Source organism: Pseudomonas sp. EL_65y_Pfl2_R96, assembly GCF_963970905.1.
Classification (GTDB): domain Bacteria; phylum Pseudomonadota; class Gammaproteobacteria; order Pseudomonadales; family Pseudomonadaceae; genus Aquipseudomonas.
In genome coordinates this window covers 117,191-136,938 of sequence record NZ_CAXAQH010000004.1, presented here as the reverse complement: position 1 = coordinate 136,938, position 19,748 = coordinate 117,191, and the positions used below count along the sequence as shown (strand labels likewise).

Annotated in this window: 17 protein-coding genes; 6 read left to right on the top strand and 11 right to left on the bottom strand. The window is 60.2% G+C overall.

From position 1 onward, the window contains the following. Positions 1–93: 93 nt before the first annotated feature. Positions 94–543: a Cd(II)/Pb(II)-responsive transcriptional regulator gene (gene cadR / locus AACY49_RS06525; protein WP_258698615.1), complete on the bottom strand. Its 450-nt coding sequence runs from the start codon at positions 541–543 to the stop codon at positions 94–96. Between the two features lie 84 nt (positions 544–627). Between cadR and AACY49_RS06520 the strand changes: the two genes are divergently transcribed. Next, on the top strand, positions 628–2,913 hold the full coding sequence (locus AACY49_RS06520; protein WP_339522481.1) for a heavy metal translocating P-type ATPase: 2,286 nt from the start codon (positions 628–630) through the stop codon (positions 2,911–2,913). A gap of 102 nt (positions 2,914–3,015) precedes the next feature. On the opposite strand, the gene AACY49_RS06515 is transcribed toward AACY49_RS06520, so the two are convergent. Both AACY49_RS06515 and AACY49_RS06510 read right to left on the bottom strand, forming a co-directional pair. After that, positions 3,016–4,392: a GTPase/DUF3482 domain-containing protein gene (locus AACY49_RS06515; RefSeq protein WP_258698617.1), complete on the bottom strand. Its 1,377-nt coding sequence runs from the start codon at positions 4,390–4,392 to the stop codon at positions 3,016–3,018. Continuing rightward, on the bottom strand, positions 4,385–5,764 hold the full coding sequence (locus AACY49_RS06510) for a DUF2868 domain-containing protein (protein WP_339522478.1): 1,380 nt from the start codon (positions 5,762–5,764) through the stop codon (positions 4,385–4,387). Before AACY49_RS06510 ends, AACY49_RS06515 begins: the two co-directional genes overlap by 8 nt. A gap of 85 nt (positions 5,765–5,849) precedes the next feature. Between AACY49_RS06510 and AACY49_RS06505 the strand changes: the two genes are divergently transcribed. Further along, entirely contained in the window at positions 5,850–6,362 is a 513-nt protein-coding gene (locus AACY49_RS06505) for a dihydrofolate reductase (RefSeq protein ID WP_339522476.1), read from the top strand. Positions 6,363–6,482: 120 nt separating this feature from the next. Here the strand turns inward: AACY49_RS06505 and AACY49_RS06500 are convergent, their stop codons facing one another. Next, positions 6,483–7,874, bottom strand: coding sequence for an L-cystine transporter (locus tag AACY49_RS06500; protein ID WP_339522474.1), 1,392 nt, complete (start codon positions 7,872–7,874; stop codon positions 6,483–6,485). Positions 7,875–8,112: 238 nt separating this feature from the next. Here AACY49_RS06500 and AACY49_RS06495 point away from each other — a divergent pair, with 238 nt between their 5' ends. Then, positions 8,113–9,180, top strand: a complete 1,068-nt coding sequence (locus AACY49_RS06495) for a haloacid dehalogenase-like hydrolase (protein ID WP_339522472.1) — start codon at positions 8,113–8,115, stop codon at positions 9,178–9,180. A gap of 202 nt (positions 9,181–9,382) precedes the next feature. Here the strand turns inward: AACY49_RS06495 and ilvD are convergent, their stop codons facing one another. From ilvD to AACY49_RS06470, 5 genes are all read right to left on the bottom strand, one after another. Then, positions 9,383–11,224: a dihydroxy-acid dehydratase gene (gene ilvD, locus AACY49_RS06490; RefSeq protein ID WP_339522470.1), complete on the bottom strand. Its 1,842-nt coding sequence runs from the start codon at positions 11,222–11,224 to the stop codon at positions 9,383–9,385. Between the two features lie 257 nt (positions 11,225–11,481). Next, positions 11,482–12,702 carry an MFS transporter gene (locus AACY49_RS06485; protein WP_339522468.1) on the bottom strand — a complete coding sequence of 407 codons (1,221 nt, stop codon included), beginning with the start codon at positions 12,700–12,702 and terminating at the stop codon, positions 11,482–11,484. Continuing rightward, entirely contained in the window at positions 12,695–13,672 is a 978-nt protein-coding gene (locus AACY49_RS06480) for a diiron oxygenase (protein ID WP_339522466.1), read from the bottom strand. Before AACY49_RS06480 ends, AACY49_RS06485 begins: the two co-directional genes overlap by 8 nt. Then, positions 13,669–14,748, bottom strand: coding sequence for a SagB/ThcOx family dehydrogenase (locus AACY49_RS06475; protein ID WP_258698625.1), 1,080 nt, complete (start codon positions 14,746–14,748; stop codon positions 13,669–13,671). The genes AACY49_RS06480 and AACY49_RS06475 overlap by 4 nt, the downstream gene beginning before the upstream one ends. A gap of 435 nt (positions 14,749–15,183) precedes the next feature. Beyond that, positions 15,184–16,380 carry a class I SAM-dependent rRNA methyltransferase gene (locus tag AACY49_RS06470; RefSeq protein WP_017341306.1) on the bottom strand — a complete coding sequence of 399 codons (1,197 nt, stop codon included), beginning with the start codon at positions 16,378–16,380 and terminating at the stop codon, positions 15,184–15,186. 345 nt (positions 16,381–16,725) lie between these two features. Here AACY49_RS06470 and AACY49_RS06465 point away from each other — a divergent pair, with 345 nt between their 5' ends. From AACY49_RS06465 to AACY49_RS06455, 3 genes are read left to right on the top strand one after another with little or no spacing between them, the layout of a single operon-like run. After that, the gene (locus AACY49_RS06465) at positions 16,726–17,538 is read left to right on the top strand and encodes an HDOD domain-containing protein (RefSeq protein WP_258700643.1); all 813 of its coding nucleotides are present in this window, start codon (positions 16,726–16,728) and stop codon (positions 17,536–17,538) included. Positions 17,539–17,568: 30 nt separating this feature from the next. Further along, complete coding sequence (gene mutM, locus AACY49_RS06460) at positions 17,569–18,381, top strand: bifunctional DNA-formamidopyrimidine glycosylase/DNA-(apurinic or apyrimidinic site) lyase (protein ID WP_052964970.1); 813 nt, start codon at positions 17,569–17,571, stop codon at positions 18,379–18,381. A gap of 54 nt (positions 18,382–18,435) precedes the next feature. After that, entirely contained in the window at positions 18,436–18,759 is a 324-nt protein-coding gene (locus AACY49_RS06455; protein ID WP_258698627.1) for a multidrug transporter, read from the top strand. A 92-nt stretch (positions 18,760–18,851) separates the two neighbouring features. Here the strand turns inward: AACY49_RS06455 and AACY49_RS06450 are convergent, their stop codons facing one another. Then, positions 18,852–19,103: a YfhL family 4Fe-4S dicluster ferredoxin gene (locus AACY49_RS06450; RefSeq protein WP_003195146.1), complete on the bottom strand. Its 252-nt coding sequence runs from the start codon at positions 19,101–19,103 to the stop codon at positions 18,852–18,854. Positions 19,104–19,251: 148 nt separating this feature from the next. Further along, positions 19,252–19,731 (bottom strand): pantetheine-phosphate adenylyltransferase, encoded by a 480-nt coding sequence (gene coaD / locus AACY49_RS06445; RefSeq protein WP_040071510.1) that lies wholly within the window; start codon positions 19,729–19,731, stop codon positions 19,252–19,254. Positions 19,732–19,748: the final 17 nt, after the last annotated feature.

Genomic DNA, 19,748 nt, shown 5'->3' with positions numbered 1-19,748 from the left:
CTTGCCCGCGATGACGGCGTCACATCCAACATTGATGTGACTGACAAACCGCTATCGCGGGCAAGCCCGCTCCCACAGGTTTTTGTGGTGTTCTTAGTGGCCGTGACTCCTCCCGACATGGGAATGCTCCACCTCCGTCGCCACCACCCCGCCGCTCACTTCCAACCGCTGCAAAATCCCGCACTGATCGATATCCGGCCCTTCGCTGCAGCGTTGGCGCAGGTCGAGCAGTTGTGTCTGCAAGGCCAGCAAGCCGTCGATTCGTGCCTTCACATGGTGGATGTGTTCGTCGATCAGCGCGTTGACGTTTTCGCATTGATCCTGCGGGCTGTCGCGCAGGGCCAGCAGGCTGCGGATTTCCTCGAGGGTCATGTCCAGGGTGCGGCAATTGCGGATGAAGGTCAGGCGCTCGACGTGGGCCTGGGTGTAGACGCGGTAATTTCCGTCGCTGCGGGCCGGCTCCGGTAGCAGGTTTTCGCGCTCGTAGTAGCGGATGGTTTCCACGGCGCAGTCGGTGAGTTTCGCCAGTTCTCCTATTTTCATCGCGACAATCTCCAAAAGGATGCTTGACCCTATAGTGGCTACAGGGTCTTTACTTGGCAACAGGCACCTTCATGGACGCGACCAATGAGCGATTCTCTTCACACCCACAAACCCGAGGCTGATCACGATCACGATCACGATCACGATCACGATCACGGCCACAAGCTGCAGCCTGTGCAGAAACATGACCATGGCGGCCACGGCGATTCCTGCTGTTCCTCCAAAGTCGCGGTGCCATCGCTGATCAAGTTGAGCGAGACGCCGACCGCCGGCGCGCGGCTGAGCAATTTCCGCATCGAGGCCATGGACTGCCCGACCGAGCAGACGCTGATCCAGAACAAACTCGGGAAGCTTTCGGGCGTGCAGCAACTGGAATTCAACCTGATCAACCGCGTGCTGGGCGTGACCCACGACCTGCCGGGCACCGCGCCCATAATCGACGCCATCAAATCCCTCGGCATGCACGCCGAGCCACTGGAACAAGGCGTCGAAGCGCCAACTCCTGTGCCACAGAAAAAACCTTGGTGGCCATTGGCGCTGTCCGGCGTTGGTGCGCTGGCGGCTGAAGTTATCCACTTCACTAACGCTGCGCCCAATTGGGTGGTGGCAGTTATCGCGCTGATCTCGATCCTCAGCGGTGGCCTCAGCACGTACAAAAAGGGCTGGATTGCCCTGAAAAATCTCAACCTGAACATCAACGCGCTGATGAGCATCGCGGTGACCGGCGCGATCTTGATCGGTCAATGGCCGGAAGCGGCGATGGTGATGTTCCTGTTCACCGTGGCTGAGTTGATCGAAGCCAGGTCTCTGGACCGGGCACGCAACGCCATCGGCGGGCTGATGCAGATGACCCCCGAGCAAGCCACGGTGCAGCAGGCCGACGGCAGTTGGGTCGCTCAACCGGTGAAAAACATCGAATTGGGTGTACGGGTGCGAGTGCGTCCCGGCGAACGAATCGGTCTGGACGGCGAAGTGGTGGCCGGCAGCTCGACCGTCGATCAGGCGCCGATCACCGGCGAAAGCCTGCCGGTAGAGAAAACCGTCGGCGACAAGGTGTTCGCCGGCACCATCAACCAGTCCGGTTCGCTGGAATATACCGTGACTGCTGCGGCCAACCATTCGACCCTGGCGCGGATCATCCACGCCGTGGAACAGGCCCAAGGGGCGCGGGCGCCGACCCAGCGTTTCGTCGACAGCTTCTCGAAAATCTACACACCGGCGGTGTTCATCCTGGCCCTGGCCGTGGCAGTGATCCCGCCGCTGTTCATGGATGCGCTGTGGTTCGACTGGATCTACCGGGCGCTGGTGTTGCTGGTAGTCGCCTGCCCGTGCGCACTGGTGATTTCCACCCCGGTGACCATCGTCAGCGGCCTCGCGGCAGCGGCGCGCAAAGGGATTCTGGTCAAGGGCGGCGTCTACCTGGAGCACGGCCACAAACTCGATTACCTGGCCCTCGACAAGACTGGCACCCTCACTCACGGCAAACCGGTGCAGACCGACTACCTGTCCCTCGACCCGACCGCTGATGAAACTGCCCCGGCTATTGCGGCGGCGCTGGCCGGTCGTTCGGATCACCCGGTATCGCTGGCCATCGTCAATGCGGCTGTGGATAAACAACTTGCGCCGCTGATTGTGGATAACTTCGAAGCGCTGGCCGGTCGCGGTGTACGCGGTGACATCCACGGTAAGACCTACCACTTGGGCAACCATCGTCTGGTGGAAGAGCTGAACCTGTGCTCGCCTGCGCTGGAAGAAAAGCTGTTTGCTCTGGAGAAACAGGGCAAGTCGGTGGTGCTGCTGCTCGACCAGTCCGGCCCGCTGGCGCTGTTTGCCGTGGCCGACACCGTGAAAGAGTCCAGCCGCGAGGCCATCCGGCAACTGCACGATCTGGGCATCAAAACCCTGATGCTCACCGGCGACAACGTCCACACCGCCCAGGCAATCGCTGCTCAAGTCGGTATCGATCAGGCGAAAGGCGACTTGTTGCCAACCGACAAGCTACAGGCCATCGAAGCGCTTTATGCACAGGGCCATAACGTCGGCATGGTCGGCGACGGCATCAATGATGCTCCGGCTCTGGCGCGTGCCGAAATCGGTTTCGCCATGGCGGCTGCTGGTACCGATACCGCCATCGAAACCGCCGATGTTGCCCTGATGGACGACGATCTGCGCAAGATTCCGGCCTTCATCCGCCTGTCGCAGCAGACCTCGAATATCCTCAAGCAGAACATCGCCTTGGCATTGGTCATCAAAGCGATCTTTCTTGGGGTAACCTTCGCCGGGCTCGCCACCATGTGGATGGCGGTGTTCGCCGACATGGGCGTGAGCCTGTTGGTGGTGTTCAACGGTTTGCGCCTGTTGCGCAAATAGACGATTTGCTGAGGCTCCGGCTTAAGCATTGCGGTGACTGGTCTGGCGCCTTCGCGGGCTTGCTCGCGAAGGCGCCCGCCTGAACAACACATCACTCGGGCTCTACAACTGCTGCGCCAACACCTCAACCTGTTCCTGCCGCTCCGCCTGATTCAACTTCGAATGAGGATTGAGCGACGACCACTGCGGATGCGCCCGAGCCTTGTTCAGCGCTTCCGGCAGTTTGCCTTCGCGCCAGGTCTTGTCCTGCGGTGTAGCGACCTGAATGCTGTCCATCGCCGCATGCCCGCGCTGGTTCAGGGCTTGCAGCAATTGCCGCTGGCGCAAGGCCAACAGCCGCAGCACGCTGTCGTCGACGGTCAGTTCTCGCTGGCCTTTGATCTTGCCCAGCAGGCGGCTGCCGTAACTGCGCGCGGTTTGCAGGGCGCCACCGGCAATCGCTCCGGCCAGCGCCGCCGCGCCGAGGGTCAGGCCGCCCACCAGCAAGTCGACCCCGGCCCCGGCCGCTGCACCGGCCGCGATGCCGCCGCCGACCCGCACACCGAGCTGTTTCAGGGTTTCCGGGTTGAATAAGTCATCGCCCCAGCGGCCATCAAGCAGCGGCAGGTCACTGGCTGCCGCGTCTTGTGGGCGGAAGGCGTAGAGCTTGAGCAAGGCCTCGACGCAGCGTTGTTCGCGCTGACGCACCGCTTTGCGCAGTTCGCCGATCGCTTGCTGTTCCTGCTCCGCCTCGCTGACCACACTGCGGCGGCAGGCGGCGCAATCGATCAATAAGTCGGCAATCAGCTGCGCTGCACTCTGCTGACGGGCCAGGCGTTGGGCCTGTTGATCGGCGATCAAGCGTTCCAGCTGTTCACGAGAGTTTTCCAGCAGCAGCGCGAGGCTTTCATAGAGTCGGCGTTCGCCATCTTCCGGCGGCGCGACACTGTCGAACCGCACCAATGCGTGCAAGCCCAATCGCGCCAGGGCTTCACGCCAGTCAGGTTCGCGATGCTGGGCGCTGCTGACAAAGTTCAGCACCGGCAGCAGCGGTTTGCCGCAACTGGCCAGTACTTCCAGTTCGTCGCGGTACTTGGCCAGCACCGGCTCCCGGGCGTCAATCACATAGAGGCCAGCGTCCGAGGCGAGCAGTTGCCGCAGTACTTTGGCTTCTTGTTCGAAGCGCTGCCGGGCTTCGCAGCCCTCAAGGAATCGTGCCAGCCGTGCCGGGCCGTCGAGGCGTTCGCCGGGCCGCTCCAGGCGCTCGAGGTAGTCGAGCAGGGCGATGGCATCTTCCAGGCCCGGCGTGTCGAACAGATCGAGCAACGGCTCGCCGTCGACCGACAATCGCGCGCCTTCGACATGGCGCGTGGTGCTGGGGCGATGGGACACTTCGCCGAAACCGACATCCCGCGTCAGTGTTCGCAGCAACGAGGTTTTGCCGACGTTGGTGTGGCCGACCACGGCGAGTTTCAACGGCTGTTTCCAGGCATCAGTCATGACCCGTCTCCAGCCAGTTCAACGGTGCGCAATCGGCGAATGGCAGGTCCAGTTGTTGTAGCGCCACATGCCAGTCGCCCAGGCGTTCGGCATCCAGCGCTTCGCCGGGGGGCGCTTGCAGCAACCACACGCGGGTGGCGGTGGCGCTGCGGGCCAGTTCGGCAATCAGCGCCAGGCTGCCACGGTCCGGCGAACGCCGGGGATCGCAGGCGATAGCCAGGCGAGCCGGGGGAAAGCGACTCAGCTGTTCGAGCAGTCTGTGCCGGGACTCGCGGTTGTCGAGGACGCCGGCATTGTTGACGCTTTTCGGCAGCTGCGGCGGCCAGGGACGTTGATCGTCCAGCTCGATGGCCACCAACAGCGCGCCATCGCTTTGCAGATCGCTGGCCGCGTTTTCAACCCGATGAAGTTGCTCAGGCGCGGCATCGCTGATGCCCAGGCGTTCGCTGGTGGGCATCAGCCGTTCGCGCAGTTGGGCGTAGCCGGGCAGGTTCAAATCCAGACGCAAGGCTGTTTGACCGGTTTTCCAGCGCCACAGGCAGAACAGTGCGAGGAGCAGACGCGGTAAAACGCCGTACACCAGCAGCACGCCCACCAGCCACGCCGCCCAGGCCTGGCGAGCGCTTTCGATGTTCAGCGCGGCATCGCCGCTGGCGCGAATCATCTCCACGCTGGGCACACTGAAACCGAGCAAGGCCGGCAGGGCGCCGAGGGCCTGGGTCATGGCGACGAAGGTGTCGCCGCCGAGAATGGTGGTTTCCCAGACGAAGCCGTAGCGCCGGGTCGCCATCAGCGTCAGCACCATCACCAAGGCGCTGAGCATCGCCAGCAACCACAGTCCGTTGACCAGCACACCCAACGCCCAACGATTGAGTTTCTGTCGTTGCAGCAACAGCAGCAAGGCCGGCGCCAGTTGCGCGGCGTTGGCATCGCGGGCGAGTTTTTCACTGAGCCACAGCCACAAGCGTCCGAGGGCGGCACCCTGTTCGCCGGCGAGCACCAGGCCCAGGGCCCAGCTCAGTAGCAGAATCAGGTTCAGCCCGAGCAGACTGCCCAACGCCCAGAACACATTGACCGGGGTCTGACCGTCACCCAGCGCGGCAAACGCCAGGCCGGCGCCGCTGATCACCGCCAGCACGGCCAGCACGATCAGCGCCAGTCGCGCGCCTTGCAGCCAGTGTTTGAGGGCGCGTGTCTGTCCGTCGCGTTCGGCCAGCCACAGGGCGCGGCGTTGAATGCGCGTCGGCAGGTCGCCGCCAGCGCTACGGGCGATTCGGTTGGCTTCCAGATCATCCAGGGGGCCGGCGTGTTCTTCACGCAGGCGTATGGTTTCGCTCAGCCAGAGGTTTTGCAGGGGAGTCAGTTCAGTCACGCGGCATTCCGTCGCTTAATTGAGCGATGAGCATAACCGCTGTGACGCTTATCGGGGTAAGGGAGGCTCTGGTATCCTCGCCGGCATGACTAAATCACTCCCCCTCAGCCTGATCGCAGCCCTCGGTGAAAACCGTGTGATCGGCGTCGACAACAGCATGCCCTGGCACTTGCCGGGGGACTTCAAATACTTCAAGGCCACCACCCTCGGCAAGCCGATCATCATGGGTCGCAAGACCTGGGATTCCCTCGGTCGTCCGCTGCCGGGCCGGTTGAACATCGTGGTCAGCCGTCAGACGGATCTGCAGCTGGAAGGCGCGGAGGTGTATCCGTCGCTGGAGGCAGCGGTGGTTCGGGCGCAGCAATGGGCGAACGAGCAGGGCGTCGATGAGGTGATGTTGATTGGCGGTGCGCAGTTGTACACGCAAGGGTTGGCACAGGCTGATCGGCTATACCTGACCCGCGTGGCGCTGAGCCCGGAAGGGGATGCGTGGTTTCCGGAGTTTGATTTGAACCAGTGGAAACTGGTGTCGAATGTTCCGAATCCGGCGGAGGGTGACAAGCCGGCGTATAGCTTTGAGGTGTGGGAAAAAGCATAAAAGCATCGCGGGCAAGCCCGCTCCCACAGTGATCAGGGTGGAACACAAATTGTGTAAACACCAAAAAACCTGTGGGAGCGAGGCTTGCCCGCGAAGAGGCCCGCTCAGACGATGAAAGTCTTAAGCCTGAGCCAACGCCTCATGCTCATCGGCATCCAGCAGTTCTTTATCGGTCTGCTGCATCATCTGGCTGGTGATCGCCCCAGCGGTGATCGAACCACTGACGTTCAACGCCGTACGCCCCATGTCGATCAGCGGCTCAACCGAAATCAGCAACGCCACCAGTGACACCGGCAAACCCATGGCCGGCAGCACGATCAACGCGGCGAAGGTCGCGCCGCCACCGACCCCGGCCACACCGGCCGAACTCAGCGTCACAATCGCCACCAATGTTGCGATCCACAGCGGGTCCAGCGGGTTGATGCCCACGGTCGGCGCGACCATCACCGCCAACATTGCCGGGTACAGACCGGCACAGCCGTTCTGGCCAATGGTCGCGCCGAACGAGGCGGCGAAACTGGCGATGGACTGTGGAATCCCCAAACGGCTGGTCTGAGCTTCGATGCTCAGCGGAATGGTGGCGGCGCTGGAGCGGCTGGTGAAGGCAAACGTCAGCACCGGCCAGATCTTGCGGAAAAACCGCAGCGGGTTGATCCCGGCGGCCGATACCAGCAGGCCATGGACCACAAACATCAAACCCAGGCCGATGTAGGACACCACCACGAAACTGCCGAGCTTGATAATGTCTTGCAGGTTGGAGCCGGCGACCACTTTGGTCATCAGCGCCAATACGCCATACGGAGTCAGCTTCATCACCAGGCGCACCAGACGCATCACCCAGGCTTGCAGGGTGTCGATGGCGTTGATCACTTTCTGACCTTTCTCGACATCATCCTTGAGCAATTGCAGCGCCGCGACCCCAAGGAATGCGGCGAAGATCACCACGCTGATGATCGACGTCGGTTTGGCGCGAGCCAGGTCGGCGAACGGGTTCTGCGGGATGAACGACAACAACAGTTGCGGCACATTCAGGTCGGCGACCTTGCCCGCATAGTCGGTCTGGATGGTTTGCAGGCGAGCCATTTCCTGAGTACCGGCGACCAGGCCTTCGGCGGTGAGGCCGAACAGGTTGGTCAAGCCGATGCCGATCAGCGCCGCGATGGCGGTGGTGAACAGCAGCGTGCCAATGGTCAGGAAGCTGATCTTGCCCAGCGACGAAGCGTTGTGCAGACGGGCCACGGCGCTGATGATCGAGGCGAACACCAGCGGGATCACGATCATTTGCAGCAACTGCACGTAACCGTTGCCCACCAGATCGAACCAGCCGATCGAGGCTTTCAGTACCGGGTTACCCGCACCATAAATCGTGTGCAGGGCGACACCAAACGCCACGCCCAGCACCAGCGCCAGCAGCACCTTTTTGGCCAGGCTCCAGGTGGTGTGACGGGTTTGCGCCAGGCCAAAGAGCAAGGCGAGGAACACCAGCAGATTGAGGATCAGCGGCAGATTCATAGAGGCTCCATAGACTTGTGCCAGCCACCTTCGTGTGTGACTGCGAACCGGTAAGCCTAACAGCTTGATATGTAATGAATTAATATCAAAAACAGCGGTCGGCTGTCGTTTTTGGAATAAGCCGATGGCGCGATGAGGAATGCCGCTGGCGGAATCAGGATGCAAGCGGTCGCGGGCAGGCGAGGACTGTCACACTTATTTGTTAGCGTCGATTTCTTTGAAACGGGGAGAAACGCCGATGAAGCTTGCACCGAAATTTCTTGCTGCTGCACTTGGATTGGGTTTGAGCCTTGGCCTTGCCGGCCAGGCGTTCGCTACTGACCTGAAGCACTGGCCAGCCGATCAGGCCAAGGCGCTGGACGCGATGATCGCAGCCAATGCCAACAAGGGTAACTTTGCGGTGTTCGACATGGACAACACCAGTTACCGCTACGACCTCGAAGAGTCGTTGCTGCCGTTCATGGAAAACAAGGGCCTGATCACTCGCGAGAGCCTCGATCCCTCCCTGAAACTGATGCCGTTCAAGGACACCGCCGACCATAAGGAAAGCCTGTTCAGCTACTACTATCGCCTCTGCGAAATCGACGACATGGTTTGCTATCCATGGGTCGCCCAAGTGTTCTCCGGCTTCACGCTTCAGGAGCTCAAGGGCAACGTCGATGAGCTGATGGCGTCTGGCAAACCGGTGCCGAGCACTTATTACGACGGCGACGTGGTCAAGACCATCGACGTCAACCCACCGAAAATCTTCACCGGTCAGAAAGAGCTCTACAACAAGCTGATGGAGAACGGCATCGAGGTTTACGTGATGACCGCCGCCTCCGAAGAGCTGGTGCGCATGGTCGCTGCCGATCCGAAGTACGGCTACAACGTCAAACCGCAGAACGTGATCGGCGTGTCCCTGCTGCTCAAGGACCGCAAGACTGGCGAGCTGACCACGGCGCGTAAGCAGATTACTGCCGGCAAGTATGATGAGAAGGCTAACCTGGGCCTGGAACTGACTCCGTACCTGTGGACCCCGGCAACCTGGATGGCTGGCAAGCAGGCGGCCATCCTGACTTACATCGATGAATGGAAGAAACCGGTCCTGGTGGGCGGCGATACCCCGAGCAGCGACGGTTACATGCTGTTCCACAGCGTCGACGTGTCCAAGGGCGGCATCCATGTGTGGGTCAACCGCAAAGACAAGTACATGACCCAGATTAACGGCATGATGGCCAAAAACGCAGCAGCCCAGGCGAAAGAAGGGTTGGCGGTGACGGCGGACAAGAACTGGGTGATCGTGAAGCCGGAAGAGATTCAGTAAGACCGAGTCGCCTCCATCGCGGGCAAGCCTCGCTCCTACAGGGGCTGAGGTGATGATCGTTCCCACGCTCTGCGTGGGAATGCAGCCCGTGACGCTCCGCGTCACTGGACGCGGAGCGTCCCTTGAGGCATTCCCACGCGGGAGCGTGGGAACGATCAGCCCCGCACTTGGCGGGGCATTTTTTTTGTTCGACGGTTAAGTATTACAACCCGTCGAGCATCGCCTTGTTACGTACCGCACCCTTGTCGGCGCTGGTGGCCAACAGGGCATACGCTTTCAGCGCAGTGGTCACTTTACGCGGACGCACTTCCACCGGCTTCCAGCCTTTCTTGTCCTGCTCGACCCGGCGCGCGGCCAGTTCTTCGTCGCTGACCAACAGGTTGATCGAGCGGTTCGGAATGTCGATCAGTACCTTGTCGCCATCCTGCACCAGACCAATCGCGCCGCCGGCAGCGGCTTCTGGCGAAGCGTGGCCGATGGACAGGCCCGAGGTCCCGCCGGAGAAACGGCCATCGGTGAGCAGGGCGCAGGCTTTGCCCAGGCCTTTGGATTTCAGGTAAGACGTCGGGTACAGCATTTCCTGCATGCCCGGGCCGCCTTTCGGGCCTTCGTAACGAATGATCACGATATCGCCGGCCTTCACTTCGTCGGCGAGGATGCCGCGTACGGCACTGTCCTGGCTTTCGAAGATCTTCGCGTTGCCTTCGAAGACGTGGATCGACTCGTCGACACCGGCGGTTTTCACCACGCAGCCGTCCAGCGCGATGTTGCCGTACAGAACGGCCAGGCCGCCTTCTTTCGAGTAAGCGTGTTCGACACTGCGGATGCAGCCGTTTTCACGGTCGTCGTCCAGGGTTTCCCAACGGGTCGACTGGCTGAACGCGGTTTGCGTCGGGACACCCGCAGGGCCGGCCTTGAAGAAGTGATGCACCGCTTCGTCGTTGGTCTGGGTGATGTCCCACTTGGCGATACCTTCGGCCATGCTCTTGCTGTGCACGGTCGGCAGGTCGGTGTGCAGCAGGCCGCCACGGGCCAGGGAACCGAGGATGCTGAAGATCCCGCCGGCACGGTGCACGTCTTCCATGTGGTACTTCTGGATGTTCGGCGCGACCTTGCACAGTTGCGGTACATGGCGGGAGAGGCGGTCGATGTCGCGCAGGTCGAAATCGATCTCGGCTTCCTGGGCCGCGGCCAGCAAGTGCAGGATGGTGTTGGTGGAACCGCCCATGGCGATGTCCAGGGTCATGGCGTTTTCGAACGCCTTGAAGTTGGCGATGTTGCGCGGCAACACCGACTCATCATTCTCGCCGTAGTAACGCTTGCACAGCTCGACGATGGTGCGGCCGGCTTGCAGGAACAGCTGTTCGCGGTCGCTGTGGGTGGCCAGGGTCGAACCGTTGCCCGGCAATGCCAGACCCAGGGCTTCAACCAGGCAGTTCATCGAGTTGGCGGTGAACATGCCGGAGCAGGAGCCGCAAGTTGGGCAGGCACTACGCTCGTACTCGGCGACTTTCTCGTCGGATGCGCTGGAGTCGGCGGCGATTACCATGGCATCGACCAGGTCGAGACCGTGGCTGGCCAGTTTGGTCTTGCCGGCTTCCATCGGACCGCCGGAAACGAAGATCACCGGAATGTTCAGGCGCAAGGCGGCCATCAGCATGCCGGGGGTGATCTTGTCGCAGTTGGAGATGCAGACGATGGCGTCGGCGCAGTGGGCGTTGACCATGTATTCGACGGAGTCGGCAATGATCTCGCGGCTCGGCAGCGAATAGAGCATGCCGTCGTGGCCCATGGCGATGCCGTCATCCACGGCGATGGTGTTGAATTCTTTGGCTACGCCGCCGGCCCGTTCGATTTCGCGAGCGACCAGTTGGCCCAGATCCTTGAGGTGCACGTGGCCCGGTACGAACTGGGTAAAGGAGTTGGCAATGGCGATGATCGGCTTCTTGAAGTCGTCATCTTTCATCCCCGTGGCGCGCCACAGTGCGCGAGCACCGGCCATGTTGCGGCCGTGGGTGGATGTTTTCGAGCGGTAATCAGGCATGGAGCACTCCGGGCGGCTAATCAGGTATCAAAAGGGAAGTGAGCTTCTATTGACGTCTGGAACACTCAGAAATGGCCGTGTGTCCGGAAGTTGCCGATGACTTTGCGGGATCGCCGCGCGCTTCAGCTTGAGCTCATAAACCCGCCGGGGGATGACTGGCGATGAATCTCGCGATTCTACACCGCTGGCGTCAGGAGGGAATGCCGGAAAGCGTTGATCCAGCGCTGACGGGGCGTGTGGGGTGACGATCGGCGAGGTTATTCGACGCTTGGGCTGGCTTGCGGGCTTTTGGCTCGGCGATTGATACGACTGTTGAGCGCCAGCGCCACGCTGCTCAAGATGATGAAGCTGTATCCAAGGGTGGATTGCAGGTTGGCCGGGCTCAAGCTGATGAGCGCACTGATCAACCCGCCGCAGATGAAAATCACTGTGCTGCCGGCCGATGCCGAGGTTCCCGCATTTTCGGGGAACAGCCTCATGGCTTTGGAGGTGGCGGCCGGTCTGGCGATGGTGGTGCCGGCGGTACAGATGAGCATCGGTACCAGGACGGTGATCGGGGACAGCGCAAAGTGGCTTGAGAGGTAAAGCATGATCAGGCCGGACAACAGGATCAGGCTCAGCCCGCTGATGATTTGATGACCGGGACTGATGCGTTTACCCAGCAGCGTCGCAACCATGCCGCCGACGATGTAGGCACCGCCGTATACCAGCAGGATCAGCGAGAAGTCATAGGCCGATAGCTGGAGTTGATCCATGAAAATCAGCGGTGAAATGACGATGAAGGAAAAATGGCAGGCGAATGCAAAGGCTGAAATCAGCCAGTAGGACAGGAAGTCGAAATCGCACAAGACCCAGCGGTAGGGCTGGAAGATATTCGGTCGCGTTCCGGTTGCCGCGGGCCGAGTGTTTTCGAGAAAAAAACAGGCTTTGAGCAGCACTATTCCAGCCAGCACGGTAAACCCCCAGAAGCTGCCCTGCCAGCCCAGCGTGGCTTGCAGGAGCGTGCCGGCCAACGGTGAGACCGAGATGAAAACGCCGGTGGCGGTGACCATCAGGATCCGCAACCGGTCACGTTCCTCTCCCTCGAACAGATCCTGAACCAGTGCCTGTGACAACACGAAACACCCGCAGCCGAGCGCCTGAATGACACGGAACAGCAGGAAGTAGACATAGTCCTTGGCCAGTGTGCAGCCCACCGCACCCAGCATCGAAACGGTTATTCCGGCGAGCAACAGTCCTTTGCGCCCGATCACATCCGACAGCGGCCCAATCAGCAGTTGGGAGGCCGCTATACCGACGGCAAACAGACTGATCGAGAGCGCAATATCAGCGGGTGTGCTGCGAAAGTGTTCGGCGAGCGCAGGGAACGAGGGCAGCAGGACATCCAGCGGGAACACGCCAAGCAGCACCATTGCCAACAACAGGCTGACCGCCCCTCGATGCTGTTTGACGGTCGCCGCAGAGTGCCCTTTATCCATCGATAAGTCCTGCCTTCATAAACAGTTGCTGGTTGTAAGACAGGTCGAAGAAGCCGGCCTTTTTCAACGCCTGAAGCGTCGCGTCAGCACCGGATCGCGTCCTTTGAAGGGTGGCTTGGGGGGTAGTCAGTCCGCCGAGAATTTCCGTGAGGGTGGTCTCGCCGATACCCGCGCTGTACAGGCTTTCCCGCAGCCATCGTTCATCGGCCTCGAAGAAAATCCGGATGATGTCCAGCAGCAGTCTGGCGGCGAACATGCGTTGACGGTTGTTCAGCGTCAGCCACAGGTAATGGAACACTTCAGAGAAATAGCGACTGTGGCGCGCCTCGTCCGCCAGATGGTCCCTGAGCATTGCCCGGACGCTGGAAACCAGATTGTCGCGGCAGACGTCGAGCAGTTCCTTGGCAATGATCGTCTCCGACACGAACCCGACGAGAAACCAGGCCAGCGCCCTGTGTGTTTCAGGCGCGTGGTCGAGCAGGGTGTTCAATCGGGTTATGCGGTGGGGCATGACCGGGCGCAGGCTGATCCCGTAGAACCTGGCAATTTGTTCGGCCAGGCTATTGGAAAACAGGGCGTGATAACCCTCGTCGGTATAAAGCTGAAGCGCGGCGGTCTTCATCCGTGAGGGGATGTGGACCTTCAGTTCCCCGTGGATGATGGTTTCCACGGATCGGTTGACGATGCGGTGTTCGAGCAAGGTGGTGTAGTCGAGGAAGTACACCAGATGATTGGACGACAGCCGATGGGTGACGGTTTGACCCAATGCTTCGATAGCCGGGTGATTCAGGTAAGCCAGAAACCCCGGGGGAAACCAGTGGCGTGTTTCCAGTTGCTGCTCCAGGTCTGGCGGTAATAGATAGTCGTGCTCGCTGGTGCGCACCGAGGCGCGGTTATTCCAGTCGCCGAGGGTGAAACGAAGCGCCCGGGAAACGGGGGGATCTATTGGGGCAACGATGGGGGCGGTCATTGTTGCGGCTCCCGACTGCTCAGCAGATCTTTCAATTCCTTGCACATCACTTGCCCGTCGCTCTGCCCGCAACCGACAAAAAACAGCGGTTGCTCCGCACTGTCTTCAAGCCCAAGCAAGGCCTCGACCTGATCATCGGCCAGCGCCCCCGTCAGCCAGGTGTTCAACCCCAGCGCAGTGGCCACCAACTGGAACGTCTGAGAAATATGCCCGGCTTCCACGAAGGCCATTCGGTAGGCTCGCGAGTGTTCATATTTCCACCACAACTTGTCGAAGCGAGCGGTGATGAACAGGCCCATTGGCAGGTTGTTGATGAAGTGCTGCCCACACAGCAGCTGCCCCAGCGGCGATACAGGTGCCGGGTTAACGAAGCTCAGTGCATGCTCGGTGGGATGATAGGCGTAGAGCCCGGGTTTCAGGCCGTTGACGTTATGTACATGAAGAAAGCCTTCGCAGGCATTCAGTCCGCCACCGGATGGGCTGCTGCGCCGGGCATCGAGGCCTTCGACAAGGGTTTCGTCGACATCGTTTTCGCGCTCATGCAAGTAGCCCAGGGACAGGTAAAGCAGCGTGCCGATAGCATCCAGTGAAACAGCAGCATCGGTGAAGGTGCGGCAGGTTTTTCGGCCGATCAGGACGTTGGCAAGAGACCCTTCCGGCAGGCAGGAAGGTTTTGGCAGGGCAATCAGCTCCCGCGCCTGGCGTTCTGTGGGGCGGTTGCCCGGTGCAGGAGCGGCCAGCACGTCGGTGCAATGGTCCAGGTAGTGTCTCGACCATTCGTGAATATCCTGAGGGACATGTTCGCAGGGAATGTTTTTGGTGCCGATATGGAAGATCTTCGATAGTTCATCCCAGCCCCATTCAATAGTGCCTTGTATTGATGTTGTCAGTATTCCTGCGTTTAGGAGTTGAGTGTCAACTATATTGCTGTCGTTATACAGTTTGGGGTTGTTGATAAGTTGCGTAAGTCTGTTTGAGTATTCAGGGCTTAGTTCAAATTGTTTGTGGTTTTTGTAATCCCAGACTATTTGGCCGGGCGTGCGAGGAAGTATGAATAAATATGGGTTTATCTGCATGATGGGCGGTTCGCTCTGGGCTGTGCCAAAGAAAACGCTGGGTAGCCGGCACTCCCCAGCGCCTCATTTACTTAGCGGGCTTTTGGCGCAACCAGAAAAGCCAGATTAGCGATCTTGTTAGCTTCCAGAGTAATTGCTTTCATGTTTTGACTCCTTGTCATTGATAGTGAGTGTCACTTTGCGGTGACAACTCAATCATAGGCTGTAATGAACGCTTATCAAGGGGATATTAAGTAGGAATGTTCCAGTAATTTTGTCGGAGCGATCTTACGGTTGGAACAGGTTTGTAAGTTATGTTCTTTCAAATAAAAGATGCAGGGAAACGTCCTGCAAGTCTGTAGGGCTGCAGAGTAAGAAGTTGGGGTTGAAGAGTCGGTGCTGCGGCGTTGGAACGGCTGACGGAGAGCCTGTGGGCTCCCCGTCAAACCAGCGTACTCAGCTGTTTGGCAGCAGACGGCAGGTGATGCTCTTGATGTAACGAGTCTCGGCAATCGCCGGGTGTACCGGGTGATCCGGGCCTTGACCGCCACGCTCCAGCATCTGGATGTTGCGGTCCAGGTGACGGGCGCTGGTCAGCAGGATGTTCTGCAGATCGTCTTCCGGCAGGTGCATCGAGCACGAGGCGCTGACCAGAATGCCGTCCTTGCTGAGCAGGCGCATGGCTTGCTCGTTCAGACGACGGTAGGCGCCTTCACCGTTTTTCATGTCTTTCTTGCGTTTGATGAAAGCAGGAGGGTCGGCCACGATGACGTCGAAACGTTCTTCGCTGGCTTTCAGCTCTTTCAGGGCTTCGAACACGTCGCCTTCGATGCAGGTCATTTTTTCAGCGAAACCGTTCAGTGCGGCGTTGCGCTCCACGCCGTCGAGGGCGAAGGCCGAAGCATCGACGCAGAACACTTCACTGGCGCCGAAGGCGGCCGCTTGCACGCCCCAGCCGCCGATGTAGCTGTACAAGTCCAGCACGCGCTTGCCTTTGGCATAAGGTGCCAGACGCGCGCGGTTCATGCGGTGGTCGTAGAACCAGCCGGTTTTCTGTCCCTGGATGACTGGCGCTTCGAACTTCACGCCGTTCTCTTCCAGCGCCACCCATTCCGGCACCAGGCCGAACACGGTTTCGACATAGCGATTGAGGCCTTCGGCGTCACGGGCAGCGGAGTCGTTCTTGAACAGAATGCCGCTTGGCTTGAGCACTTGGGTCAGTGCCGCGATCACGTCATCTTTGTGCGCTTCCATGGTCGCCGAGGCGATCTGGACCACCAGAATGTCGCCGAAACGGTCGACCACCAGGCCTGGCAGCAAGTCGGAGTCGCCATAGACCAAACGATAGAACGGCTTGTCGAACAGGCGATCGCGCAGGGACAGGGCAACGTTCAGGCGATGCACCAGCAGCGACTTGTCCAGCGGCAACTTGATGTCGCGCGACAGCAGGCGCGCGCAGATCAGGTTGTTCGGGCTCATGGCAACGATGCCCAGCGGCTTGCCGCCGGCGGCTTCGAGAATCGCCTGATCGCCCGCCTTGAAACCGTGCAAAGGAGTAGCGGCTACATCGATTTCGTTGCTGTAAACCCACAAGTGGCCGTTTCGCAGGCGTCGGTCGGCGTTGGCTTTGAGGCGCAGGCTAGGCAGGGACATGACGTCGCTCCGGAAAAAAGAGCGGGAGTATAGCGTGTTGCGCAAGGGCTCGGCTTGGCGGATGGACATGCGGTGAGGGGGCCTGCAACTTGTGGGAGCGAGCCTGCTCGCGATGACGGCGGTACATTCAGCATCAATGTTGGCTAATCCGACGCTATCGCGAGCAGGCTCGCTCCCACAGGGAGTGCATTTGTTCTGGGCAATAAATGAAATGTCGGCGACATAACTGCGGATGTGTCGGACCCATCTTTTTAAGGGTTAGAATCCCCGCCTGACCCGGAGTGCGTACTGATGTCCCAAGAACTGACGACCGAACAGATTCAACAGTCCCTGCAAGGCATCAGCGTGCCGGCCCAGCCGCAGATCATGGTGGATCTGCAGATGGAGCAGTACATGCCCGACCCGGACCTGGAGGTGATCGCCAAGCTGATCTCCCAGGACCCAGGTCTTTCCGGCGCCTTGCTGAAGATCGTCAACTCGCCGTACTACGGTTTGAGTAACAAGATCACCGCGATCCAGCGGGCAGTGAACCTGTTGGGCAGCCGTTCGATCATCAACCTGATCAATGCGCAATCGATCAAGGGTGAGCTGAACGACGACGCCATCGTCACCCTCAACCGTTTCTGGGACACGGCACAGGACGTGGCGATGACGTGCCTGACCCTGGCCAAGCGTGTCGGCGTCCAGGCTGGTGATGAGGCCTATGCGCTGGGGCTGTTCCACGATTGCGGCATCCCGTTGATGCTCAAGAAATTCCCCGATTACATGAAAGTGCTGGAACAGGCCTATGGCAACGCCAGCGCCGAATGTCGCGTGGTGGATACCGAGAACAAGCAATACAACACCAACCACGCCGTGGTCGGGTATTACACCGCAAAATCCTGGCGCCTGCCCGAACATGTCACCCAGGCCATTGCCAATCATCACAACGCCCTGGCCATTTTCAGCGATGAGTCGTCCCGCAATACGCCGCTGAAAAATCTGCTGGCGCTCCTGAAGATGGCCGAACACATTTGCGCCTCTTTCCGGGTACTGGGTAACCAGTCCGAAGACCATGAATGGAACCTCGTCGGGCCCCTGGTGCTCGATTACATCGGTTTATCGGAATACGATTTCGAAACCCAGAAACAAGAGATTCGCGACCTCGCCACTCGTTGAGTGTCGAACCTCGCCTGATTCGAGAGCCCCATGCCTGAATTGCCGGAAGTCGAAACCACCCGCCGCGGAATTGCACCGCATCTGGAAGGCCAGCGCGTCAGCCGGGTAATCGTTCGCGAGCGCCGTCTGCGCTGGCCGATCCCCGAAGACCTGGATGTGCGGCTGTCCGGGCAGCGCATCGTGCTGGTGGAGCGGCGCGCCAAGTACCTGTTGATCAATGCCGAAGTCGGCACGTTGATCAGCCATTTGGGCATGTCGGGGAATCTGCGACTGGTGGAAGCCGGCATGCCGGCGGCCAAGCATGAGCATGTGGACATCGAACTGGAATCGGGCCTGGCCCTGCGTTACACCGACCCGCGACGGTTTGGGGCGATGCTCTGGAGTCTCGACCCACTCAACCATGAACTGCTGATTCGACTCGGGCCGGAGCCGTTGACCGACCTGTTCGACGGCGAGCGACTGTTCCAGCAATCCCGTGGGCGTTCCATGGCGGTCAAACCGTTCATCATGGACAACGCGGTGGTGGTCGGTGTCGGCAATATCTACGCAACCGAAGCGCTGTTTGCTGCCGGTATCGACCCGCGCCGCGAAGCCAAGAGCATTTCACGGGCGCGCTATTTGAAGCTGGCGATCGAGATCAAGCGCATCCTGGCCCTGGCCATCGAACGGGGCGGTACCACGTTGCGGGACTTTATCGGCGGCGACGGTCAGCCAGGTTACTTCCAGCAGGAACTGTTTGTGTATGGCCGTGGCGGTGAACACTGCAAGGTCTGTGGCACCGGGCTGCGGGAAGTCAAGCTGGGGCAGCGCGCCAGCGTCTTTTGCCCACGTTGTCAGAGCTGATATCGGCTACGGTCTATAGTCAGTGTTCTCACTGCATAGCCGAAGGACCGTGCCATGAATCTGTTTCGAACCTTTGTCGTTGCGCTGTTACTGAGCGTCGGTGCGCCCGCGCTGGCGGCTGAGAACGGCAGCGGCGACCCGCGTTACACCATCCAGAACCCGCCAGCCTACGCCATGCTTGGCGATCTACTGATTGCCCGACCGTTGCTGGTGGTGGCGACAGTGATCGGTGCCGGGGCGTTTGTGGTGTCGCTGCCGTTTACCGCGCTGGGTGGTGGCATTGGCGATGCGGGGCAGGCGTTGGTGGTCGACCCGGCGAAAGCGGCGTTTGTGCGGTGTCTGGGGTGCATCGGGGAAGGGTTTGAGCAGCGGGAGTGAAGCAGAATCAAAAGATCGCAGGCTTCGGCAGCTCCTGCTGGTGTACGCATTCCAGGGTAGGAGCTGCCGAAGGCTGCGATCTTTTCAGGCTTTCAAGCCTTACCGGTAATCTTGCGGTACTTCTCCATCAACTGTTCTTCAGTTTCCGGATGGGCCTCGTCCAGCGGGATGCAATCCACCGGGCAGACTTGCTGGCACTGCGGTTCGTCGTAGTGGCCGACACATTGTGTGCACAGGTTCGGGTCGATCACGTAGATCTCTTCGCCCTGGGAGATGGCGGCGTTCGGGCACTCGGGTTCGCAGACGTCGCAGTTGATGCAATCGTCGGTGATGATCAGGGACATGCTAACTCCAGCCGGGGCGGCAGGCCCGGGCGCAATAAACCAATGCGCACAATTGTGCCGCATTGGCGCCCGCAGTGCACGCGGGCGCGATCAAGTGCAGCGATCGAAGATTGCGGTAGCCGCAAAAGATCGCAGCCTGCGGCAGCTCCTACTTTTTAAAGCGCAGGGTGAGGGCGTCGGCCACCGCCGGGTGGACGAACTTGGTGATATCGCCGCCCAGGGCTGCGATTTCACGGACCAGCGTCGAGGAAATGAACGAATAACGCTCGGACGGGGTGAGAAACAGGCTTTCCACATCCGGTGCCAGTTGGCGGTTCATGTTGGCCAGCTGGAATTCGTATTCGAAGTCCGACACCGCGCGCAAACCGCGCAGGAACACGTTGGCGTTCTGCTCTTTGGCGAAGTGCGCGAGCAGCGTCGAGAAGCCGACGACTTCAACGTTCGGTAAATGTTTGGTGACCTCGCGGGCCAGCTCTACACGTTGTTCCAGGGGAAACAGCGGGTTTTTCTTCGGGCTGGCGGCGACGGCGATGATCACGTGATCGAACAGGCGCGCGGCGCGTTCGACCAGATCGCCATGGCCCTTGGTAATAGGGTCGAAGGTACCTGGGTACAACACTCGGTTCATCGCGTCGTCCTGGCGGG